Source organism: Ornithinibacillus massiliensis, from assembly GCF_018310345.1.
Classification (GTDB): Bacteria; Bacillota; Bacilli; order Bacillales; family Amphibacillaceae; genus Ornithinibacillus; species Ornithinibacillus massiliensis.
Genome location: NZ_JAGXBY010000001.1, coordinates 774,892 through 795,510 on the forward strand (window position 1 = coordinate 774,892; position 20,619 = coordinate 795,510).

Here is a 20,619-nt window from a genome sequence, read left to right on the forward strand (position 1 = left end):
GGAAAGGCGGGATATTCTTGAGATTATTCAAGAAAAAAACAGATACTGTTTCTATAACAGCAGTAGGTGATATTTTATTACATGGTAGAGTCTACGGTGGCTTGAATAAGAAATCGGATTATGATTTTGATAATCAATTAAAGAATGTAAAAAGTTTAGTGGGACAAACCGACATCACGATTGCTAATCTGGAAACGATAATAGCTGGTAATGATATTGGGCTATCCTCCTTTCCTAAATTTAATGCACCAAAAGAAATTGGTTATACATTAAAAAACATGGGTGTTAATCTAGTAACAATAGCAAACAACCATGTACTAGACCACGGAGAAGAAGGTCTATTAAAATCGATAAAGAACTTAGAAGAAATTGGATTAGAATATGATGGCGCTTATAAATCTGAAGAAGACAGTGAACGTTTACGAGTTATAGAGAAAAATGGTTTACGGATAGCCTTTGTTTCTTATACAAGAGGTACTAATGGTATTAAAGTACCGAAATCATATCTCGTGAATAGTCTAAAAAATACGCCCGTATTAAGTCTAGTAAAAAAATTGAGAAAGATAAAAAGGGAAAATCTAGCTGATGTAATTGTTGCAAATCTTCATCATGGTGAAGAATATCACTTACAACCTAGCAGCCAGCAGAGAGAGGTATTTGCTTCACTTGCGGATGCAGGTGCCGATATTATAATTGGACATCATCCACATGTCCTTCAAGCACCAGAATGGATTGAAACTTCTCGTGGAACTAGGACTTTTGTAGCCTATTCTCTAGGAAACTTCTTTTCAGGACAAAATGGGTTGCATAGACAGATAGGTGCATCATTGTCATTAGAGGTTAGTAAGCCAGATCCCAAGTATAGTGGTATTGAGGTGTTAAACCCAAGATATAATCTTACATACGTACACCGAGAAAGTAAGCTGAAATATGTCATCTATCAATTGAAGGATTGGATTGAAAAAAATCCATATATCGAAACGGATGATGGTTTATTCTCCTCACAAGAGATATATGAAAATACAATAAAAAGAATGCGTTCAAGTATTACTGATTTAGACATTGAGTGAATGAAGGTGAAAGGTTTGAAGAATTATCAGCATAGTTTACCAAGTTTAAAGAACTCTGTACCTCCTGAAGCATACGGCTATATAGTAAGTATGTACAGTGTAGCATTGGAAGGATGGAGAAGAGGGTTAAGTTTAAAGTTTATTAATAAAAATACAGCTGCTGCTCATACCTATTATTCACTTTCTAATGGTAAGGTAGAACATTCCTTTACTGTTGCTAGAGGGGATATAGTGTCTAATGAAGCAATTAAAATTTGTATACATAAAGACCTAACAAAGAAATATTTAGAGAAAAAAAGTATTCCTATCCCTAGAGGGAAAGTATTTACTAATGACAATACAGATCAAGATATTCTTCAATATGCATCAAATGATTTAGGATATCCAGTTGTGATTAAACCAGTGAATGGTACTGGCGGTCATGGTGTTATAGCTAATATACGGGATGAAAGGGAATTTGAGAATGCACTTCAGTATGTAAAATACGAACTCAATTATTCAGATATTATTGTCGAAAAGTACTTTTTGGGAGAAGATTACCGTTTATACGTAATTGGTAATCGGGTAGTAGGCGCATTTAAAAAAATCCCAGCTAATGTTATTGGTGATGGAAAGAGTAGCATTAGAGAACTATTACGTATTAAAAATCAAGAAAGAAATAGTATTCCTGCTTTTAACAACCGACTAATAAAGGTTGATAAAGAAACAAACAGTCTGTTAGAAGAAAAGGGTTACACATTAGATACGGTGCCTAAAGCAGGAGAACAAGTATTTTTAAAGACAAAAAATAATGTGTCTTCCGGCGGAGACCCGATTGATGTTACAGACCTATTAACAGATGAAATAAAGCAAATTGCTATTGAGGCTTGTAATGCTATTCCTGGCTTGGTGCAATGCGGTGTTGACATGATTGTTGATCCTTCTTTTAAAAACGGTGTTGTTCTAGAGATAAATTCTAGACCTCATATAACTTCACACCTGTTCCCTATGCAAGGAAAAGGGAGAGATATTCCCAAAGCTATTATTGATTACTATTTCCCTGAGACAAAGGGAAAAATTACAGAACACGCTAGCTTATTATATTTCGATTTTAAAAGTGTAGTAACAGCTTTTCGTAATGGTTTTGCCCAAGAAATTAGAATTCCTGACTTACCCACAGGGGAAATGAATTTCACTCGATACCATTTGATTGCACCAAAGAAAGAGAGTTTTAGAAAATGGGTGCAAAGACAGGCGAGAAAACATAACATAAATGGATATGTGAAATTGTTAAAAAATGGAAAGACCTCAGTTGTAGTAGGAGGGAATATAAATTCGATAAATAAGTTAAGAGAACTTCTTGATAATCACCCACAAATAAATAGTATTGAAGAAAAAAGCTGGAATAAACCAGTCAAAGTCGGATTTGAGTTGATTGAAATAGAAGATATAGACAAAAAACCAGAAGAGAAACCGTATCTTATTAAATACCAGAAGTTAGAAAAAGACTATATTCTATTAAAGAAAAAGTATCAAAGTGTAATCAATAGTACTTCATGGAAAACCACAAGATTATTGCGGAGTATAGGAAGAATTTTTAAAAGGTAAAATAGTTTTATAATCTTTTTAGAAAGTTGGTTTAGAATGCTTTTAGGCTACATGAGGAATTTTATAAAGCCACCAATTATGGCGGAAATTACAGCAAGATTTTGTAAAGCATATGGTATAGATATGGTTTATATACTACCTAGTGGAGTAGATATGAAGAAAAATAAAGTAACTGGAAAAATGCTTTTGGAAGATACTTGGATTGAAGTAACAACCGATTTACCTGTATTTTTTGATATCTCACCATATTGCTTTAAACCTAAGAATAAGAAAATTATGGACTACCTACGTAAAAATACGGTGTTATCAGATCCTAGAACTAATATTTTGTCTAAGGATCGATTGCAAGAAAAGCTAAAGGAAGATACTAACTTTGCTCATCTAGTAATTCCTACGGAGAATGTGATAGACATTGATAGTGTTGATGATTTTCTTGAGAAGTTCGGATCAATAGTATTAAAGCCTCTTAGAGGGGAAAGAGGACAAGGTGTATATATACTGAATAAGACTGGTTCAGAATACATTCTTGGTTATGGTAAAGAGGAGACCACTATTACACATAAGGAATTAATGAAATTTGTAACAAGAACGGTAGCAGAACGTAAATATATTATGCAAAAATATATTAACTCTCGAACAAGCAATGGTGACCCTTTCGATTGTCGCATACACGTAGAAAAAAATGGACAAGGTCAATGGCAGGTTGCTCGGAAATATATCCGAATTGGTATTGGACAAAAAGTAATATCGAATGTTAACCAGGGTGGTGGAATCGCAGACGCAGATGTATTTTTAAAGGCCAATTTCCCAAACAATTGGGAAGAAATTAACGTGAAATTAGATGAGCTTGGTAATTCATTACCATATAAAATTGAAGAACTAAGAGGGACATCTGTGATGTCCTTAGGGATGGATGTTGCAATACATGGGGACGGTAATCTATATATCTTTGAAGTGAATGGTGCACCAGCAACAGCTGCTTTAAAGGCTGAAGCAGCTTTACTACGTACACAATATTATGTCTACATGCTCAATAGAATAAATAATGAACAATATAAATAGTTATTGTTAAGCTGAAAATAATAATACAAAATAGAAGGTGAAGAGACTTAATGTGTTTATACAACATTAGATTAATCAATACCGATGAAACCAAATTAAAATTAAACAGCTCATTGAATGCAAAATTACAAATTAATCAAATAAAGTACACAAATTTAAGATTCGGACACCGAGTAACAGAGGTAAGTATTGAGATAGATGATTCTTTAAAAGACAATGAGATTCTATTAGCAGAATCACTAGTAGATAAGCTAAAGCTACCAGTTGAATGCCGCTACAACATCCTTGTTAAGAATAATGAATTAATCTTTGGACCTTTCATTGGTATTTTCCTTGGAGAGAAGGAAACTGTCGTATTGAAAAAATTACGATTTTTAAATAGTTATATATTACGATACCAAGAAATTAATGGTGTGGTATTTGCTTTTACCCTCGAGAATATCAATAAAGCAGATTTATTAGTTGAAGGATATTATTATAATCCTAAGTTAGACACTTGGGAAAAAGCAACCTTACCCTTTCCGGCTGCTATCTATAAGAGGAGCACGTTTACTAAAGAATGGAGAGAGTATTTTGGTATCTTCTATGGAAATAAATTATTTAACTACAACACATTTGATAAGTGGAATATGTATGAACGTTTACAACAATTCCCTGAAGCATTAGATTTATTACCTAGAACCGTATTGTACCAAGATAGTGAGAATCTAGTGGATTTCCTAAATGAGTGGGGCAATATTTACATTAAACCGATTAATGGTAAGAAGGGACTAGGAATATTTAATGTACTCAAGGAAGACAATAAATATTGCGTAAAAACACGTGAAAAAGAAGCTAATGTACAGTGGGATTTTCTAAATGAAGACGAACTTTTAACATTTATGAGATCTAAATTAGAAACCAAAGGCATTACTTATATTATGCAAAATACTATAGATATTCATATTAACCAGAAGGTATTAGATTTTAGAGTAGGTATGGATAAAGATAAGCATGGTAACTGGCAAAATATTATGTTAGTCTCCAGGATAAGTGGTGAAAATAGCATTGTAAGTAACAGGGCGATTAGTGGTGGAGAAATTCAACGTGTTTCCGATGTATTAAAAAATATCTATGGTTATGAAGAAGAAAAAGTTAAGTTTTATGAAAGAGAATTAGTTCGTAATGCCAAATTAGTTTCAGAATTTTTGGAGAGGACAGGCTTATTAATAGGGAAGTTAGCATTTGATTTTGCTATCGATACAAATGGGAGAATTTGGATTATCGAAATTAACAGTCGATATCCTGACGATTCTTTGGCAAACAAATTAGGTGATAAGGATGTCTACTTTGATATCCACCATTCTAATATCATGTATACAAAGTTTTTAACTGGCTTCGAAAAGGCATCTACAGATTTTGAAGTGGTTCCAATAGAAAGAGTCCCTGAACCAAAAAATTATAAATTAATTATAGCAATTCCTGTCAAAGAGAGAAAGAACTACATAAATAATATTAGACAGGAGTTACAAAAAATTGGATATCCAGAAAAGGTTAGCTATAACACTGACCTTAAAAAAGTAGAGATAGAATTCTATGGTACAAGAATGGAACTTGATAGATTTATTGAAAATATAAAGTTTGGCGTAGAGCATAGACAAAAAAGTATTATTAGTGTAAAGGAAGTGTAATAAAGACCTTTCTCAAGAACACTTGGGAAAGGTCTTTATATTCAACTTCGCTAAGTTTAAGACTTTAAAAATGTAATATTTATCCGATACTTATAAAGTAATAATAAATTGACCATGATGGAGGAGACAATTTTTTGAGAATAACGAGAAGTACTATTGCTATACTATTTCTAATAACCTATTTTTTTACTTATAGTCCACAGATATTTGCTTCAGAATTAAAAGTAGATTCTAGTAATATGGAAGTGGGAAATGTAGCACAAGAACCACTAGATGAGGAATTAGATGTTGAATTGAGTACGGTCGATATAGAATTCCAGGAAAATGAAGAAATTTTAGAGACAGGAACTAACAAAGATGCTACTTCTGATGAGGTAGAGAGTGTCGGGGATGAAGAGTTAGATACTGAAGTTAATGATAAAAGTCATGAAAATACTAAACAAGAAACTACAACAGATTCTTTAATAGAAGAATCTAGTAATAAAGATTTACTAAGTAATACTGAAGAAGAAAAGATTCCTGGACTTTATTTAAAAAAAGGAATGTTTCATGAATCTGTCATCGAGTTGAAGAAAGACTTGGAAAAACTCGGCTTTATAAAATGGAAAAGTCAACCAAATGATTATTTTGGCCCGTCAACTGAAGAGGCTTTAATAAATCTACAAAATTATTATGGCCTTGAACCAAGTGGGCAAACAGATATTGAAACATTGAACAAAATTTCAGAGATCCTCTCCCTCCCATACCAAAATGGAAAAAGAGATAAATCTATCATAACTCTGAAAGTGAATTTAGGAATACTTGGTTATGTAAAATGGAAGAATCAACCAACAGATTTTTATGGCAAACAAACAGAGAATGCAATCATGGCATTTCAGAGTGATAATAATTTACCATCATCCGGAATTGCAGATCCACGTACTATATTAAAATTAGAGGAATTAGCAAATGCGCCTCTTAAACGTGGGATGTATCGACAGGATGTAATTGATTTAAAGAAGAAATTAGAAAAATTAGGTTTTGTGAAGTGGAAAAATGAACCAAATGATTTCTTTGGAAGTTCTACTGATAGTGTATTAAAGGATTTCCAGCAATATTACGATGTAAGAGTAACCGGAATAGCGGATGAGGAAACTTTAAAATTAGTAGAACAGATATTGTCAAGTCCACTTCAAGAGGGTAGATCAAGTAAAGATGCAATTAAGTTAAAAAAGGATCTTGAAACCTTAGGGTACGTACAGTGGAAAAACAGTCCAAATGAGTATTATGGAGCTAGCACGAAAGAAGCGGTTAAAAAATTCCAAAAATCATATTCTCTTCCAGAGAGCGGTATAGCAGATGCTAAAACCTTAAATAAAATAGCAGCTATTTTGAAAACTACTAATAGTATTGGCAACAGACATAAGGACAATATACAATTGAAAAAAGACCTAGAATTATTAGGGTTTGTTAGTTGGAAGAATCCACCAAATGATTATTTTGGTGTAAGCACTGAACAAGCGGTGAAAAGTTTTCAAAAACATTATGGTCTAGCAGTTAATGGAATAGCGGATAAATTTACATTGGACAAAATAGAAGAAATAAAGAATAGTTCATTACGTATTGGTCAGAGACATAAAGATGTTATCCAACTGAAAAAAAACCTGGAAATATTAGGATATGTGAAATGGAAAAATAGCCCAAATAATTATTATGGTAAAGAGACGGCTTGGGCTGTGAAGAAGTTCCAAAAGGAGAATAATTTACCCACTTCAGGTATTGTAGATGAAATTACGTTAACTATATATAAGAAGGCTACAAAGAGTATTGTTAAAATATTCCTTGACCCAGGCCATGGTGGGAAGGATTCCGGTGGTGTTGGGATTGGATTAAAAGAAAAGGATGTAGTTCTTGATATTGCCTTAAAAACAAGTTCATATTTAACAAACGGCTATCTAGGGGTAGATGTAAAACTGTCTAGGACTACAGATCAATTTATTGAATTAGTTGATAGAAGCCAAATAGCAAATAGCTGGGGGGCTGACTATTTCGTAAGTTTGCATACAAATGCTCTTAATGGTACTGCGGAAGGTTTTGAGACCTATATTTACAATGGAAAAATATCTAAAGAAGAAAAAGATAGACAAGCTGACATTCATAATTATATATTAAAGCGGATCGAAGTAAAAGATAGAGGGATGAAACAAGCTAATTTTAGTGTACTACGAAATACAAACATGCCTGCTATTTTGATAGAGTATATGTTTATTGATAATGCAGTTGAAAATAGATTATTAAAATCTGCTAGTTATCGAGATTATTTGGCAAAAATTACTGCTGATGCAATTGCAAATTCCTATGGATTAAAAAGGAGATAAATCATTTATATGGTTTATCTCCTTTTCTTAAATTGGATGAGATAGATAGATATATAGAGAAAATCTTATTGAAAAAATGCAGTTTTTGTCGGATACTAGTATAGTAATTTACTTTATAATAAAGGGGAGGTGAAACTAAAGTGAAAATAAAAAATATTATGGTGATTTTGGTGCTCATATCCCTATTCCACTTTAGTCCACTATTAGCAAAAGCGAATGAGGTAGGAGAAAATGAGGAACAGGTAACAGAAGAGTATCATGAGAACGACGAATCTATTAATCTACAAAGTCTTCAAGTCGCAGCTTCAACAGAAGAAGCTGTTGAAATACAAGAGAAACTTGTAAAGTTAGGATTTCTTTCTAATGAACATGTTACAGGTTTACTAGATGAACATACAGTTAAAGCTGTTAAAGAATTACAAAAGTATTACGGCTTACCTGAATCAGGAAATATAGATGAAACTACTAGTCTTAAAATGGATGAGGTCTTATCAAGTCCTTTTCAAGTTTCAAAAAGCCACTCTGATACAGTTAGCTATAAGAAATACTTAGTTATTCTGGGGTATGCTAAGTTTACTAATCCTAATGAATACTTTGGTTCTCAAACGGAGCAAGCTGTAAAGGATTTTCAAAGAGACCAAGGATTACCTGTATCCGGTATAATTGAATCCAATACAGGTGTTAGATTAAAAGATTTGGCAACAGGTCCTTTACAAAATGGTATGTACAGAGATGATGCAATTGAATTTAAGAAAAACTTAGAGAAACTAGGCTTTATCTCATGGAAAAGCCCTCCAAATAATTATTTTGGTTCTTCAACCGAACAGGCTTTAACTGTTCTTCAAAATTATTATGGTTTAACAGAAACGGGAATAGTGGATGAGGCAACATTAGCAAAAGTAGAAGAGGTATTAGCAAGTCCATTTCAAAGTGGGAAAAATCATTCTGAAACTGTACAACTTAAAGAGTATCTAACAATATTAGGATATGCAGATTTCAAGAACCCAACAACTTATTATGGAGCTCAAACATCAGCTGCTGTAAAGGATTTCCAAAAGGCGGAGGGGCTTGCTGTATCTGGTATAATTGAGCCAGTTACTAAGGCTAGATTAACAGAATTAGCAACTAGGCCATTAGCTAAAGGGATGCGTAGATTGGACGCTATCCAATTTAAATTAGACTTAGAAAAGTTAGGTTTTATTTCATGGAAGAATCCTCCGAATGATTTCTATGGTGACTCCACTGAAAAAGCAGTACTAGAATTACAAAACTACTATAGTTTACCTAAGACTGGAATAGCGGATAAAGAAACGTTAACCTTAATCAAAGAAGTATTAGAAAGTCCTTTTCAGAAAGGTAAAAGTAATAGTGAGACGATTATTCTTAAAGAGTACTTAATGCTATTGGGTTATGCAAATTTTAAAAATCCAACAACTTATTACGGGGTTGAAACATCAGCTGCTGTAAAGGATTTCCAAAAAGCAGAGGGACTTGTTGTATCTGGTATTATTGAACCAGTAACTAAGGCTAGATTAACTGAACTAGCAACTAGGCCTTTAGAAAACGGTATGAGACGTTCTGATGCAATCGAGTTTAAATTAAACTTAGAAAAGCTAGGATTTGTATCTTGGAAAAATCCACCAAATGATTTCTATGGTGCTTCCACAGAACAGTCAGTAATTGAGTTACAAAAGTACTATGGATTGCCTATAACCGGAAAGGCTGATCAAGCAACCTTATCAAAGATTAAGGAAGTGTTAAATAGCCCGCTTCAAATGGGAAAAAGTAATGACGCTTCTATCTCATTAAAGGAACAACTTGTTCAACTAGGCTATGCCGAATTCAAAAATCCAACCAAATATTATGGGATACAAACGGAGACAGCAGTAAAAGACTTTCAAAGGGATTATAATCTAGTTGTTTCTGGTATTGCTGAGGAAATAACGATTCAAAAAATATTAGAAGTATTAGAGAGCTCCTTAAAACAAGGAGTAACTAATCCTGAAGTTGTTGAGTTAAAGAAACAACTAAACAGACTAGGATTTCCAATCTCTGATTCAACTCAAAATTATAATTCTGAGACATCAAAAGCTGTATCTAATTTCCAAAAACATTATGGCTTAATTAGTAGTGGAGTAGCTAACCCTAAAACGGTTGAAAAAATTAATGAGATATTATCAACTCCATTTCAAAGAGGGGTAACTCATGAAGATAATATTCAACTGAAGAAGTTTCTAGAAGTTTTAGGGTATGTAAAATGGCAAAATGAGCCAAATGGGTTCTTTGGCGCTAGTACTGAACAAGCTGTAAAAGACTTTCAAGCGGATAATGGTCTCCCTGTTAGTGGGATAATTGATGAAATAACGCTATCATTGCTTGCAGAAGCAGCTAATGCTAAAGAGGTGGTACTAACTACACAATATGATATTACTCTAACAAAAGCATTAAGCTTGCAGATGAATGTTAATCCTCAATCTGATAAATACTACTCAGGATATATCAGTAGTAGTTATATGAAGGTATATGATGGAGGAACAATTACAGGTCTTACTGTTAATTTACGTACCTCTCCAGAGATTACAAATGGTAATGTGTACAAGGGTGTTGGTGTTGGAGAACGATTTATTCTTCTAGATGATAATGTTACTGGAACGAAATATAGTAACAGCACTCGATGGTATAAAATCGAGTACGAAGGTAGAGTTCTATACGTTCATAGCTCCTTAGCAGAACCAACTGGAAAAATGGGTGTGACTACTGAAAGAGTTAATATTAGAGCAGGACAAGGTACTAATACACACGTTTATGAGACCGTAAATGCGGGTACTGTTTTCTCTATTTCACAAGTAGGTACTAACTGGCATAAGGTAAACCTAGGATATAAATGGAGAAATGCTACTTCAGATGACACGTTATATTATCTAGATCCGAGAAATTTTGTGAAAGATGAAAATCAAAAATATCAGTTTCTAGATTTACGTCATTTTACTGGGGTACCTGTTGAAGAATTGAACAAGCTACTTCAAGGAGCAGGTAAACTTGCTGGAAAGGGTGCAGTATTTAGTGAAGCTGCGCGCAAAGCCAATATAAATGAGATTTACTTAGTGTCACATGCGATATTAGAGACAGGAAGAGGAAGCTCTTCTTTAGCCGATGGTAGTATGAAGCATGAAGGTAAATCAGTTTATAACTTCTTTGGTATAGGTGCATATGATAACTGTGCTAAAGAATGTGGTAAACAAAGAGCTATTGAAGAAGGTTGGTTTACCGTAGATGAAGCTATAATTGGTGGAGCCCAATTTGCTAAGAATGACTATATCTATGCTGGACAACATACTTTATATTTGATGCGCTGGAATCCGGCAAACATGGTTCAGTATAATAGAGCAGGTCATCAATATGCAACAGATATAGGATGGGCATCGAAGCAAATCACTAATTACAAGAACATTTATTCAAAAGGTAATTACAATCTAATCTTTGATGTACCTGTTTATAAGTAATCTCTCAGTCTAGTTCTTCTTTGTAAGGACTAGACATTTTTTTAGAGGATTCACTATAATACTATATCTAACTGAGTTCGTAGAAAATCTATAGCGAGATAAAGTAAAGTGTAGCTTAGGTTCTCGATGCAAAGGTAAAAGTTATAGTCGAGTTATACATTATATAGTATTTAATTGTGGTAACCAATAGAAAAAGGTTCTGAACATCAAATTATGGTGTGCAGAACCTTTTTCTATTCTATTTGGTTATATCACAATCTATTTATTTATTCATTTACTAGCATATGATATTTATTCTATCAAGTTTTAATTAACGTGGTTACACCTTAAAATTAAGAGCTACATTTCGAATAATATGTTAGAATACTAATAGAAAAAAATTATTAGAGTTGGTGCATTATGTTTAATGTGAAGGAATTAATTATCGCTTTTTGTATAGCAACATTAACCACTTTATTCATTACACCTCTAATCAAAAAAATAGCATATAGGTGTAATGGCGTTGATAAACCAGACCAAGACAGAAAAATGCACGGTAAAGAGCGTGCGAGTATGGGAGGTTTAGCTATTTTTATTGGTGCCTCTGTGGGGTTTCTATATTTGAAGCCATATGACCCGCACATGAACGCCATTATCATTGGTGCAGTGATTATGATTATTACTGGCTTGATAGATGATATTTTTAACCTTAAACCGTTACTTAAACTGACTGGTCAAATTATGGCTGCAGTTGTAGTGGTCTCCTCTGGATTAATTATAGAAAAATTGACCATTCCTTTTATTGGAACAGTTTATATAGATTATTTCGGAATCGTACTAACAATCATTTGGATTGTTGCTGCTTCTAACGCAATTAACCTGATTGATGGGTTAGATGGATTGGCTGCTGGCGTTTCAGCGATTGCGTTAATTAGTATGTTAGTTATGGGGATAATGGACGCGCGTTTAATAGTCGTGTCATTATGCATTATTTTAATTGGAAGTTGTCTAGGTTTTTTATTCCACAACTTCTATCCAGCCAAGATATTTATGGGAGACACCGGGGCATTATTTTTAGGCTATTCTATTGGAATTATATCCATGCTAGGTCTATTTAAGAATGTTGCCTTCTTTAGCTTTATTATTCCTATTATCGTAATAGCTGTCCCAGCTTTTGATACCGTTCTTGCCATAATAAGAAGAATTCTGAACAGGCAGGGCATTGCTACTGCTGACCGAGATCATATCCACTATCGTTTAATGAAAATGGGATATTCACATCGTACTACAGTACTTATTATATACGGATTTAGTGCGTTTTTTGGTAGTATGGCAATTATATTTAACAGTACAAGGCTCCTTACTTCATTAGCTATTTGCTTTTTTATTAGTTTAGGAATCCAGTTAATTTCTGAATTAGCAGGGATTACACGTGATAACCGACAGCCGCTATTAAATAGCTTACGAAAGATATCCTTATTTAGTAAGGGACCAAGGGTAAAATAAGAAATAACAACTTAATCTTAAGCGGTAATGCCCACTGAAAGGGAGAGTTTCAAATCTTACTTTCAGTGGGATTTTTAGTTTGGTTAAATATCATGAGAAACGTAGATATTCATAATGGAATGGAAATATTTCTAAGGAGATGGAAATTAAAACTAGGGATAATAAAAAGTACCGCTCCCTAAAAGATTTACTTTTAGGGAGCGGTGCCTAGATTGAGTTTATCTATACTTAAGGAGTACTATTACTATTATCTATAGATTGGTTGACTACTTCAGTATTTTCCAACTCCAAATGGTTCTTAAGCAGTGTTTTTACATCATAAAGTGATGTTTGATCTAACTGCCAGTAGTAAACCGATCCTGGTTGATAATCTGAACCTTGTACGGTCATCGATTCCATATCCAGGCCGTCTCCATTTAAGGCATAGGAAACTAAACTTGTCATTTCATCAAATGTCATATTTGTTGTCATGTTGGACCCTACTGCTTCAATCACATCTCCTAGTTTTAGAATGGAACTAGCAGACATGGATTCTTTAACTACTGCTTTGATGATTTCCATTTGGCGTTTTCCACGTTCTATATCGTTATCTAGCTTTCTAGTACGAGCTAAAGCTAGTGCCTCTTCACCGTCTAATACTTGCTCACCTGGTAATAGGTGGATAGAATTTTTCTTGTCTTCTGAATTGGATTCCCAAAATTCATATGGTACTTCAACTGTAATACCACCAATTGCATCAATTACTTCAACGAAAGCGTGGAAGTTGACCTTCACATAATAGTCGACAGGTATTTCTAATAAATTTTCTACTGTTTCAATTGATGCTTCTACCCCACCGAATGCATGGGCATGAGCGATTTTATCTTCATAACCAACCTCTGGTATATAAACATAAGAATCACGAGGGATACTTAATAATTTTACACTTTTATCTTTTTTATTCAAAGTGGCTAGAATTAATGCGTCGGATCTTGAGTTTCCTTCGTTAGCACGATGGTCACTTTCATCAACACCAATAATTAAAATCGATACATTATCCACATTAGGATCTACAACCACATCCCTAAATTTGGACTTCTCTCTTCCATCATCTTCATATGAGTCGGTAATAGCAGCGTCTGCCTTTATATATAAAGATATAGCGTAGCCAACTCCAGCAAATATAACCAGTAGTGGCACTAAGAGTATAAATACTCTTTTCCTTAACTTTCTTTTTTTCTTTCGTTGTACCATCCGAGACTGGTCGGAATCCTGTTTAACCATTTTAATTTTTCCCCTTTTTCTTAAAAGACTTGTAGATTAAAAGCTATCCTTTATTTTACTATGAATTAAGACACTCGTACATTAAAAATTTATTACATGTACATGAAAAAACTGTCATTACATTAGACGAAACTTAACTAAAGATGTTTCAAAAGACACAAACTATTCTAGCATATTTAGATCATTTCAACTACAACTTATTAATAGTAACCAATTTAGGTTAGAAACTTATTTAATGGGATTAGTATGTGAATTGTCACACAATGTAGGTTGTGTAGGATATTACAAAGAATATTGGAAAAGTAATAGGTTACCCTATATAGTAAACGCTGGGACATTTGCTTAATGGAGATGTTGTCTTCTTATGTATATGTCCACGAAAACGAATAAAATTATCCTTACTCACTATAACATAATGGTATAATTAGGAGAGGAATTTTAAGGAGTGACTACAATGAATATAACAGTAGCTGGCATTGGATATGTCGGATTATCCAACGCTATCTTATTAGCTCAGCATAATGAAGTAATTGCACTAGATATAGTGAAAGATAAAGTAGATATGATTAATAATAGAAAATCTCCGATAGAAGACAAAGAGATTGCGGAATATTTAACTTCAAGACAATTATCCTTAACCGCAACAACTGATGATACCCTAGCTTTTCAACATGCAGATTATGTAATCATTTCTACACCAACCAACTACCATCCTGATAAAAACTATTTTGACACTAGTAGTGTGGAGAATGTAATAGAGAAAGTGTTGTCGATAAATCCTAATGCTGTAATGGTAATAAAGTCTACTATTCCGGTTGGATTTACGGATAAAGTTAGAAAGCAGTTTAATACAGATAAGATTATTTTCTCACCAGAATTTTTAAGAGAAGGGAAGGCTCTGTACGATAATTTGTATCCTTCTAGAATTATAGTTGGGGAGCAATCAGATCGAGCAAAAACTTTTGCTGATTTGCTAGTACAGGGAGCTATTAAGGAAGATATTCCGGTTCTTTTTACAAATTCAACAGAGGCTGAAGCTATTAAACTTTTCGCCAATACCTATCTTGCTATGAGGGTTTCTTTCTTTAATGAGCTAGATACGTATGCAGAAATAAAGGGGCTAAATACTCGTCAAATAATTGAGGGAGTTGGATTAGATCCGCGAATTGGCGATCACTACAATAATCCTTCCTTTGGGTATGGTGGCTATTGTCTACCAAAAGATACGAAACAGCTCTTAGCTAATTATAAAGATGTACCGAATGTTATTATTAAGGCTATTGTTGAAGCAAACGACACTAGAAAAACCCACATTTCTCGTATGATTTTGGAACGAAAACCAAAAACGGTTGGAATTTTTAGGCTAACAATGAAATCTGGTTCGGATAATTATAGAGAATCGGCAATACAGGATGTGATGAAACAAATTAAAGACCATGGTGTTGATGTTGTTATTTATGAACCTACCTTAAAGGAAAGTACATTTATAAATTCAAGTGTGGTTAATGACTTTGAAGAATTTAAACAGATTAGTGATGTCATTGTTGCTAACCGTTTTTCGGAAGAATTAAGAGATGTGAAAGATAAAGTTTATACAAGAGATGTGTTTAGCAGGGACTAATAACAGAAGCTCCATTGGCACTTTCAATGGGAGCTTCTTTCTATTAGAGGACACTTTAATCGTAAACGCGTATAATTGAAATCTTTGGCTTGTTAAATATGGCCCAAAATCCAATGTCTTCTTTTTTTCGTACAGGTACTTTTTTATCGGTTATTGTCGTTACATAAATCTTGCATTATCTTTGTGGTGGAGATGCCGATGGTCCTTGGTAAATAGATAACTTCACAATACTCCCTTAAGAAATCAAACTTCCCTTCCCAGTCGTCACCCATCACGAATACATCAATCTCATGTTTAATGACATCATCAATCTTTTGTTCCCAAGTGTTCTCTTGGATGACTTCATCGACATAGCGAATTGCTTCTACGATCGCTTTTCTATTGTCGAAGCTGTGATACGCTTTTTTATTTTTTAACTGGTTAAATTCGTCTGTAGACACGGCTACGATTAGATAATCACCTAAATTCTTAGCTCGCCTGAGTAGATTAATATGTCCAGTATGAAGTAAATCAAATGTACCATATGTGATAACCTTCCTCATCCTACATGCACCTCCAGTTATTAGTATCATAATAGCATAGTTCCACCAATACTTAATAAATAATAAGAAAATGTAAATTCGATTAATTCCTCATATATTCCTCTACAAGTAATTTATCATACTAGCAAGTCTTCCAATTATTATCAATAATAAATGGTAAAACCTTCCTAAAAAATGTATAATAAAATAAATTATAAAGAAAATTCTAAATTCGAACGAGGTAGGCGAGAATGTCCAATTCCAATCAGTCTGAAAAAACAAAACTACATTGGCTAACCATTAGTATAGGAGCTGTCATCTTATGCGTCATTATAACAGTAGTTCATATAGATAACTATTATAGTAGTGTAATGGAAACCTTTCATAATCGTATGTATCAACCTCTTTCAACAATTGACCACGAGCGTTCAAAGGAAAAGCTTGCTAATAAGGAGAGACTTAACTTTCTTCTTCTAGGAGTAGAGCAACGTGCCGGAGATATAGGTAGAGCCGATTCAATCGTTGTTTTATCCTTATATCCAAGTACAGATTCGATTAAGCTGATTAACATTCACAAGGATACACGGGTAAGTATGATTAGCGAGGGTACGGAGGGTAAATTAGCACATGCGTTTGCTAATGGAGGAGTTGAAATGGTAGTGGAATCCGTGGAGAATTTACTCGATATGGAGCTAGATTACTATGTTCAATTGAACCTAACTGGTATAGCGGATTTAGTTGATTCCCTCGGTGGTATTATGATAGATAATCAGTTGGACTTTGAAGTAGATGGTGTTCACTTTGCTAGTGGTGAGCTTCATTTGAGTGGTACACAGGCAATGCGATATGTTCAGAAGCTCGCTGATAACCCTATGGATGACCTTACTCAAATGATAAGACAACGGCAAGTACTGGACGCAATAATCGATACAGCTTCTAAGGAGCTAACGATACATAAGGTAGAGGTTTTACTAGATTTTCTTTTAGAGAATGTGAGAAGCAATTTACATGTTGACCTGATGAAGGATTTCATTGTGAACTATGCTGATGTTCATAAAGAGGTATCGAGCTATATGCTTCAAGGGAGCATATAGGAAATGGATGGTGTCTATTATTTTATTATTCCGGATGAGGAAGTGGAAAAGGTTCAACATATGCTCGGTGATTCCGCGGGAGAGCTTTAAGACACGTAAATCAGACGTAATGTTAGGTTACCTGTAGAGGATTTATCAAGAGTTGGAAAATGGACAAATTGATGAAGAGGAATTTTATGATATTATCGAACAGGCAGATAGCCAGTAAGCTAGTTTGACTGGAAAATTAGGTAGTTGTTATAACAATAGTTTGTAAGAATTTATTGAGGTGGTTGATTAAACTAAGATTTTAATCAACTGCTTTTATATATAATCGAAAATTTCTTTAGGAAAGTGGCTGTGATTTTGGATGATATAGAACAGCATAGTGTTTAAATTTTTTTCAAATTATGTGCCCCTTTTTCCTCCTTTCTCACGATTATAGTAGTGAAAGGAGGTGCTTGAGCATGGCTGTGGCAGATTTAATGAATTCTCAGCTGCGTCTGGTGTTTCATGATGGGAATGACCCAGTTAATGGGAGTCCTATTTATAAAGCGAAGAGCTTTAACAATGTGAAGACAGACGCAACACCAGATCAGCTTTATGCAATTGCAAATGCGTTTGCTGGATTGCAGGAGCGTCTATTGTTTAACATCGAGCGTAAGGATAGTTCTGATATTCGCCAAGGTTAAGGGACTATTGCGAAGCTGCTTGGAATATAGGGAAAGGAGGAGCTTAAGTGAAGGTACTAGAGTTAAAGTTCGAAAATACGGACGGTAAAATTGTAACCTATTCATTGGAGCAACCAATCGAACCAGTTGATCCTGCTAGCGTTTCGGAAGCAATGAATGAAATCATTGCACAAAACGCATTCACGTCAAGTGGCGGGGATTTAGTAGCGAAGCATAGTGCACGTATCGTTGACCGCACGGTGGAAGAAATTGAATTAGTCTAACGATGAGGGAGGTTACCTTAAGCGCAAGGTAGCCTCTTTTTTACTTGTATGGAGGTGAGCACGGTGGAAAATTGGATATCACTCATCACAGATTTAGGCTTTCCGGTAGCGGTAACGTTTTATTTACTGCATCGTATTGAAGGAAAGCTAAACCTTTTGATTGAGTCGATTCATGCACTGCCAGAGAAGATGAAGTAAGATTAGGAAGGGGGACAGGCTTGTTAACCATCTTGTCCCCAGTCTTAACTAATTGAAACATTTGCTTAATTTGTATCGTCTTATTCGTTACGGGGGTGGTCTTGATGAAAAAGCAATTCAAACTATGGATTTGCTATGGCGGAATATTGTTATTACTAATTGGTTGTGCACAAGAAAGGAATAGCTCCATTATTAACGAGGATGTAGAGTTTGATCGTGAAGATTATCAGAAGGTTGTTTTACATAACAATCAACTAGGATTCGACTTACTAGCTTCTGAAGAATTAAAGCAAGATGGAAATCTATTCATCTCGCCGATAAGTTTATTCATGGCGTTGTCGATGGTCCAAAACGGTGCAGATGGCAATACCTTAGATGAAATGAATGCTGTCTTACATAGTAACGGAATGGACTCACTGGAGCTAAGTAAGGCTAATGCTTCATGGATGGACATCCTTCATCGAGATTCAGACCATATTCAACTACATGTAGCGAATTCCATCTGGTTAAATAATCGATTTTCCTTCCAAGAGGAGTTTGCTCAATTGAACCGGGATTATTTCAATGCACACATAGAGGAATTCGATATTTCTACTGATGATACAGTAAACGAAATGAATGATTGGATCAAGCGTTCCACCAATCAGAAGATTGATGAGGTCATAACATCGCCACTTGATTCCGATACGGTGGCTATTCTTCTAAATGCGATTTATTTCAAAGGTGATTGGAAGTATGAATTTAATAAGAAAAGAACAGAAGTGAGCTCTTTTTATCTTGATGATGAAACATCCAAAGAAATACCGCTAATGATGCTTGAGGAAGAATTAGCATACCTTGCTACTGATGATTTCCAAGCTGTATCACTACCATATGGAAATGAAGAAATGAGCATGAAAGTATTCTTGCCAAAAGAAGAAAAGGGCTTAAAGGGATTTTTGGAAATGCTGACTTATGATAATTGGAAGAAATGGACAGGAGATTTCAAGAAAAAAGAAGGAACAGTTTACCTACCTTCATTTGAGCTGGAATATGAACTAGTCTTGAATAATATATTGAAAGAACTTGGGATGGAGTCTGCCTTTGATTATAATGCGGATTTCACACGAATGATTGAAGAAAAGGATCCAATTTGGATTAGTGAAGTGAAACAAAAAACATTCCTTGAAGTGAATGAAGAAGGTACCGAGGCAGCTGCCTCTACCTCTGTTGGAGTGGTCACGGAATCGGCTACTTTGGATGGACCATTCTACATGAGGGTTGACCGGCCCTTTTTTCTAGCCATTGTAGATGATGAAACAGAAACAATATTATTTATGGGAGCGATTCGTAATCCATAACGGATAATGTCACATCCCCCCTCCTTGTAATAACGATCCAAATACTAGTACATACTAGTAATCACAAAGGAGGGATTGATCATGGCGGATGAAAAACCATTCTACAAAAAATGGTGGTTTTGGTTACTTGTTATCATCATACTGTTATTTGTCCTTTTCGGTAGAGGGAATGAAGAGGATTCCTTAGAATCCCCGGAAAACGATAATGAACAAACGGATACAATAGACAGAGATATAGAAGAACAAAATACGAATGAAGATGCGACAGAGGGAGAAAATCCTGACGATGAGCAAGCTACGAGAGACAATTCCAATGCAGAAGAGACAACACTTCATGCTGGAAACTTTATAGTAGGGGAAGATATCCCAGTTGGTCGTTATGTCATTACTGGTGATGGTACGGGTAATTTATTTGTGTATGATGAAGATGGCTTACCTACTGTCAATGAAATTCTTGATAAATCTGGCGAGATGGGCGTAACCAGTATTACGACGAATTTGGAAGCTGGACATGAGATCGAAATCTCTGGCCTTGATAATGTAACATTTACCCCGGCAGAAACGTCCTTATCTAACACACTCTCCACAGGAACTTGGCAAGTGGGATTGGATATTGAACCTGGTCGATATGATGTCACCGCCCCAAGTGGCATGGGGAACTTTGTTATCTATAACGCTATGGACCTGCCCGCAACAAATGAGATTCTCGATGCTTCTGGTGAACTAGGTGTCACGCAAATAACAGTAAATTTAGAAGAAGGCCAAGTGATTCAGATTAGTGGATTGAATGAAGTGAATTTTGAACCGAAATAATAGTGAGGCTGCTGACTTAGTGTTAGCAGCTTTATTATTGGAGTTTAGTAATTAGAAATAATAATCCGCCCGGAAATGCATTTGTGTCTAATATGAACACT

General features: G+C 34.7%; 16 protein-coding genes. 14 read left to right on the forward strand and 2 right to left on the reverse strand.

From position 1 onward, the window contains the following. Nucleotides 1-17: 17 nt before the first annotated feature. The 7 genes from KGF86_RS03695 to KGF86_RS03725 all read left to right on the forward strand — a co-directional run bounded on the left by KGF86_RS03695 (nt 18) and on the right by KGF86_RS03725 (nt 12,734). The gene (locus tag KGF86_RS03695; protein ID WP_186868386.1) at nt 18-1,070 is read left to right on the forward strand and encodes a CapA family protein; all 1,053 of its coding nucleotides are present in this window, start codon (nt 18-20) and stop codon (nt 1,068-1,070) included. A gap of 105 nt (nt 1,071-1,175) precedes the next feature. Continuing rightward, on the forward strand, nt 1,176-2,657 hold the full coding sequence (locus KGF86_RS03700; RefSeq protein WP_211741152.1) for an ATP-grasp domain-containing protein: 1,482 nt from the start codon (nt 1,176-1,178) through the stop codon (nt 2,655-2,657). 51 nt (nt 2,658-2,708) lie between these two features. Beyond that, a complete protein-coding gene (locus KGF86_RS03705) occupies nt 2,709-3,719 on the forward strand; it encodes a YheC/YheD family protein (protein WP_246521274.1) in 1,011 nt (336 codons plus the stop codon). A 50-nt stretch (nt 3,720-3,769) separates the two neighbouring features. Further along, nucleotides 3,770-5,389 carry a YheC/YheD family endospore coat-associated protein gene (locus tag KGF86_RS03710; protein ID WP_186868389.1) on the forward strand — a complete coding sequence of 540 codons (1,620 nt, stop codon included), beginning with the start codon at nt 3,770-3,772 and terminating at the stop codon, nt 5,387-5,389. Nucleotides 5,390-5,523: 134 nt separating this feature from the next. After that, nucleotides 5,524-7,746 carry a peptidoglycan-binding protein gene (locus KGF86_RS03715; protein WP_211741153.1) on the forward strand — a complete coding sequence of 741 codons (2,223 nt, stop codon included), beginning with the start codon at nt 5,524-5,526 and terminating at the stop codon, nt 7,744-7,746. 140 nt (nt 7,747-7,886) lie between these two features. Further along, a complete protein-coding gene (locus KGF86_RS03720; RefSeq protein WP_211741154.1) occupies nt 7,887-11,249 on the forward strand; it encodes a peptidoglycan-binding protein in 3,363 nt (1,120 codons plus the stop codon). Nucleotides 11,250-11,648: 399 nt separating this feature from the next. Beyond that, complete coding sequence (locus KGF86_RS03725) at nt 11,649-12,734, forward strand: glycosyltransferase family 4 protein (RefSeq protein ID WP_186868392.1); 1,086 nt, start codon at nt 11,649-11,651, stop codon at nt 12,732-12,734. Nucleotides 12,735-12,962: 228 nt separating this feature from the next. Here the strand turns inward: KGF86_RS03725 and KGF86_RS03730 are convergent, their stop codons facing one another. Continuing rightward, nucleotides 12,963-13,997 carry an LCP family protein gene (locus tag KGF86_RS03730; protein WP_186868393.1) on the reverse strand — a complete coding sequence of 345 codons (1,035 nt, stop codon included), beginning with the start codon at nt 13,995-13,997 and terminating at the stop codon, nt 12,963-12,965. 454 nt (nt 13,998-14,451) lie between these two features. Here KGF86_RS03730 and KGF86_RS03735 point away from each other — a divergent pair, with 454 nt between their 5' ends. Beyond that, nucleotides 14,452-15,618 (forward strand): nucleotide sugar dehydrogenase, encoded by a 1,167-nt coding sequence (locus tag KGF86_RS03735; RefSeq protein ID WP_211741155.1) that lies wholly within the window; start codon nt 14,452-14,454, stop codon nt 15,616-15,618. Nucleotides 15,619-15,761: 143 nt separating this feature from the next. Here the strand turns inward: KGF86_RS03735 and tagD are convergent, their stop codons facing one another. Then, nucleotides 15,762-16,160, reverse strand: coding sequence for a glycerol-3-phosphate cytidylyltransferase (gene tagD, locus KGF86_RS03740; protein WP_186868395.1), 399 nt, complete (start codon nt 16,158-16,160; stop codon nt 15,762-15,764). Nucleotides 16,161-16,390: 230 nt separating this feature from the next. Here tagD and KGF86_RS03745 point away from each other — a divergent pair, with 230 nt between their 5' ends. The 6 genes from KGF86_RS03745 to KGF86_RS03770 all read left to right on the forward strand — a co-directional run bounded on the left by KGF86_RS03745 (nt 16,391) and on the right by KGF86_RS03770 (nt 20,518). Further along, nucleotides 16,391-17,233 carry an LCP family glycopolymer transferase gene (locus KGF86_RS03745; protein WP_211741156.1) on the forward strand — a complete coding sequence of 281 codons (843 nt, stop codon included), beginning with the start codon at nt 16,391-16,393 and terminating at the stop codon, nt 17,231-17,233. 446 nt (nt 17,234-17,679) lie between these two features. Next, nucleotides 17,680-17,904, forward strand: a complete 225-nt coding sequence (locus KGF86_RS03750; protein WP_211741157.1) for a DUF1659 domain-containing protein — start codon at nt 17,680-17,682, stop codon at nt 17,902-17,904. A 47-nt stretch (nt 17,905-17,951) separates the two neighbouring features. After that, entirely contained in the window at nt 17,952-18,167 is a 216-nt protein-coding gene (locus KGF86_RS03755; protein ID WP_186868398.1) for a DUF2922 family protein, read from the forward strand. A 63-nt stretch (nt 18,168-18,230) separates the two neighbouring features. Beyond that, nucleotides 18,231-18,365, forward strand: a complete 135-nt coding sequence (locus tag KGF86_RS03760) for a YvrJ family protein (RefSeq protein ID WP_186868399.1) — start codon at nt 18,231-18,233, stop codon at nt 18,363-18,365. 104 nt (nt 18,366-18,469) lie between these two features. Then, nucleotides 18,470-19,705, forward strand: coding sequence for a serpin family protein (locus tag KGF86_RS03765; RefSeq protein WP_186868400.1), 1,236 nt, complete (start codon nt 18,470-18,472; stop codon nt 19,703-19,705). Nucleotides 19,706-19,786: 81 nt separating this feature from the next. Further along, on the forward strand, nt 19,787-20,518 hold the full coding sequence (locus tag KGF86_RS03770; RefSeq protein ID WP_211741158.1) for a hypothetical protein: 732 nt from the start codon (nt 19,787-19,789) through the stop codon (nt 20,516-20,518). Nucleotides 20,519-20,619 lie beyond the last annotated feature (101 nt).

Bases quoted from the DNA above. Each gene is read 5' to 3' on its own strand.
- KGF86_RS03735 (WP_211741155.1), top strand. From the start codon at position 14,452: ATGAATATAACAGTAGCTGGCATTGGATATGTCGGATTATCCAACGCT.
- KGF86_RS03710 (WP_186868389.1), top strand. From the start codon at position 3,770: ATGTGTTTATACAACATTAGATTAATCAATACCGATGAAACCAAATTA.
- KGF86_RS03770 (WP_211741158.1), top strand. From the start codon at position 19,787: ATGGCGGATGAAAAACCATTCTACAAAAAATGGTGGTTTTGGTTACTT.
- KGF86_RS03765 (WP_186868400.1), top strand. From the start codon at position 18,470: ATGAAAAAGCAATTCAAACTATGGATTTGCTATGGCGGAATATTGTTA.
- KGF86_RS03745 (WP_211741156.1), top strand. From the start codon at position 16,391: ATGTCCAATTCCAATCAGTCTGAAAAAACAAAACTACATTGGCTAACC.
- KGF86_RS03730 (WP_186868393.1), bottom strand. From the start codon at position 13,997: ATGGTTAAACAGGATTCCGACCAGTCTCGGATGGTACAACGAAAGAAA.
- tagD (WP_186868395.1), bottom strand. From the start codon at position 16,160: ATGAGGAAGGTTATCACATATGGTACATTTGATTTACTTCATACTGGA.
- KGF86_RS03725 (WP_186868392.1), top strand. From the start codon at position 11,649: ATGTTTAATGTGAAGGAATTAATTATCGCTTTTTGTATAGCAACATTA.
- KGF86_RS03750 (WP_211741157.1), top strand. From the start codon at position 17,680: ATGGCTGTGGCAGATTTAATGAATTCTCAGCTGCGTCTGGTGTTTCAT.
- KGF86_RS03705 (WP_246521274.1), top strand. From the start codon at position 2,709: ATGAGGAATTTTATAAAGCCACCAATTATGGCGGAAATTACAGCAAGA.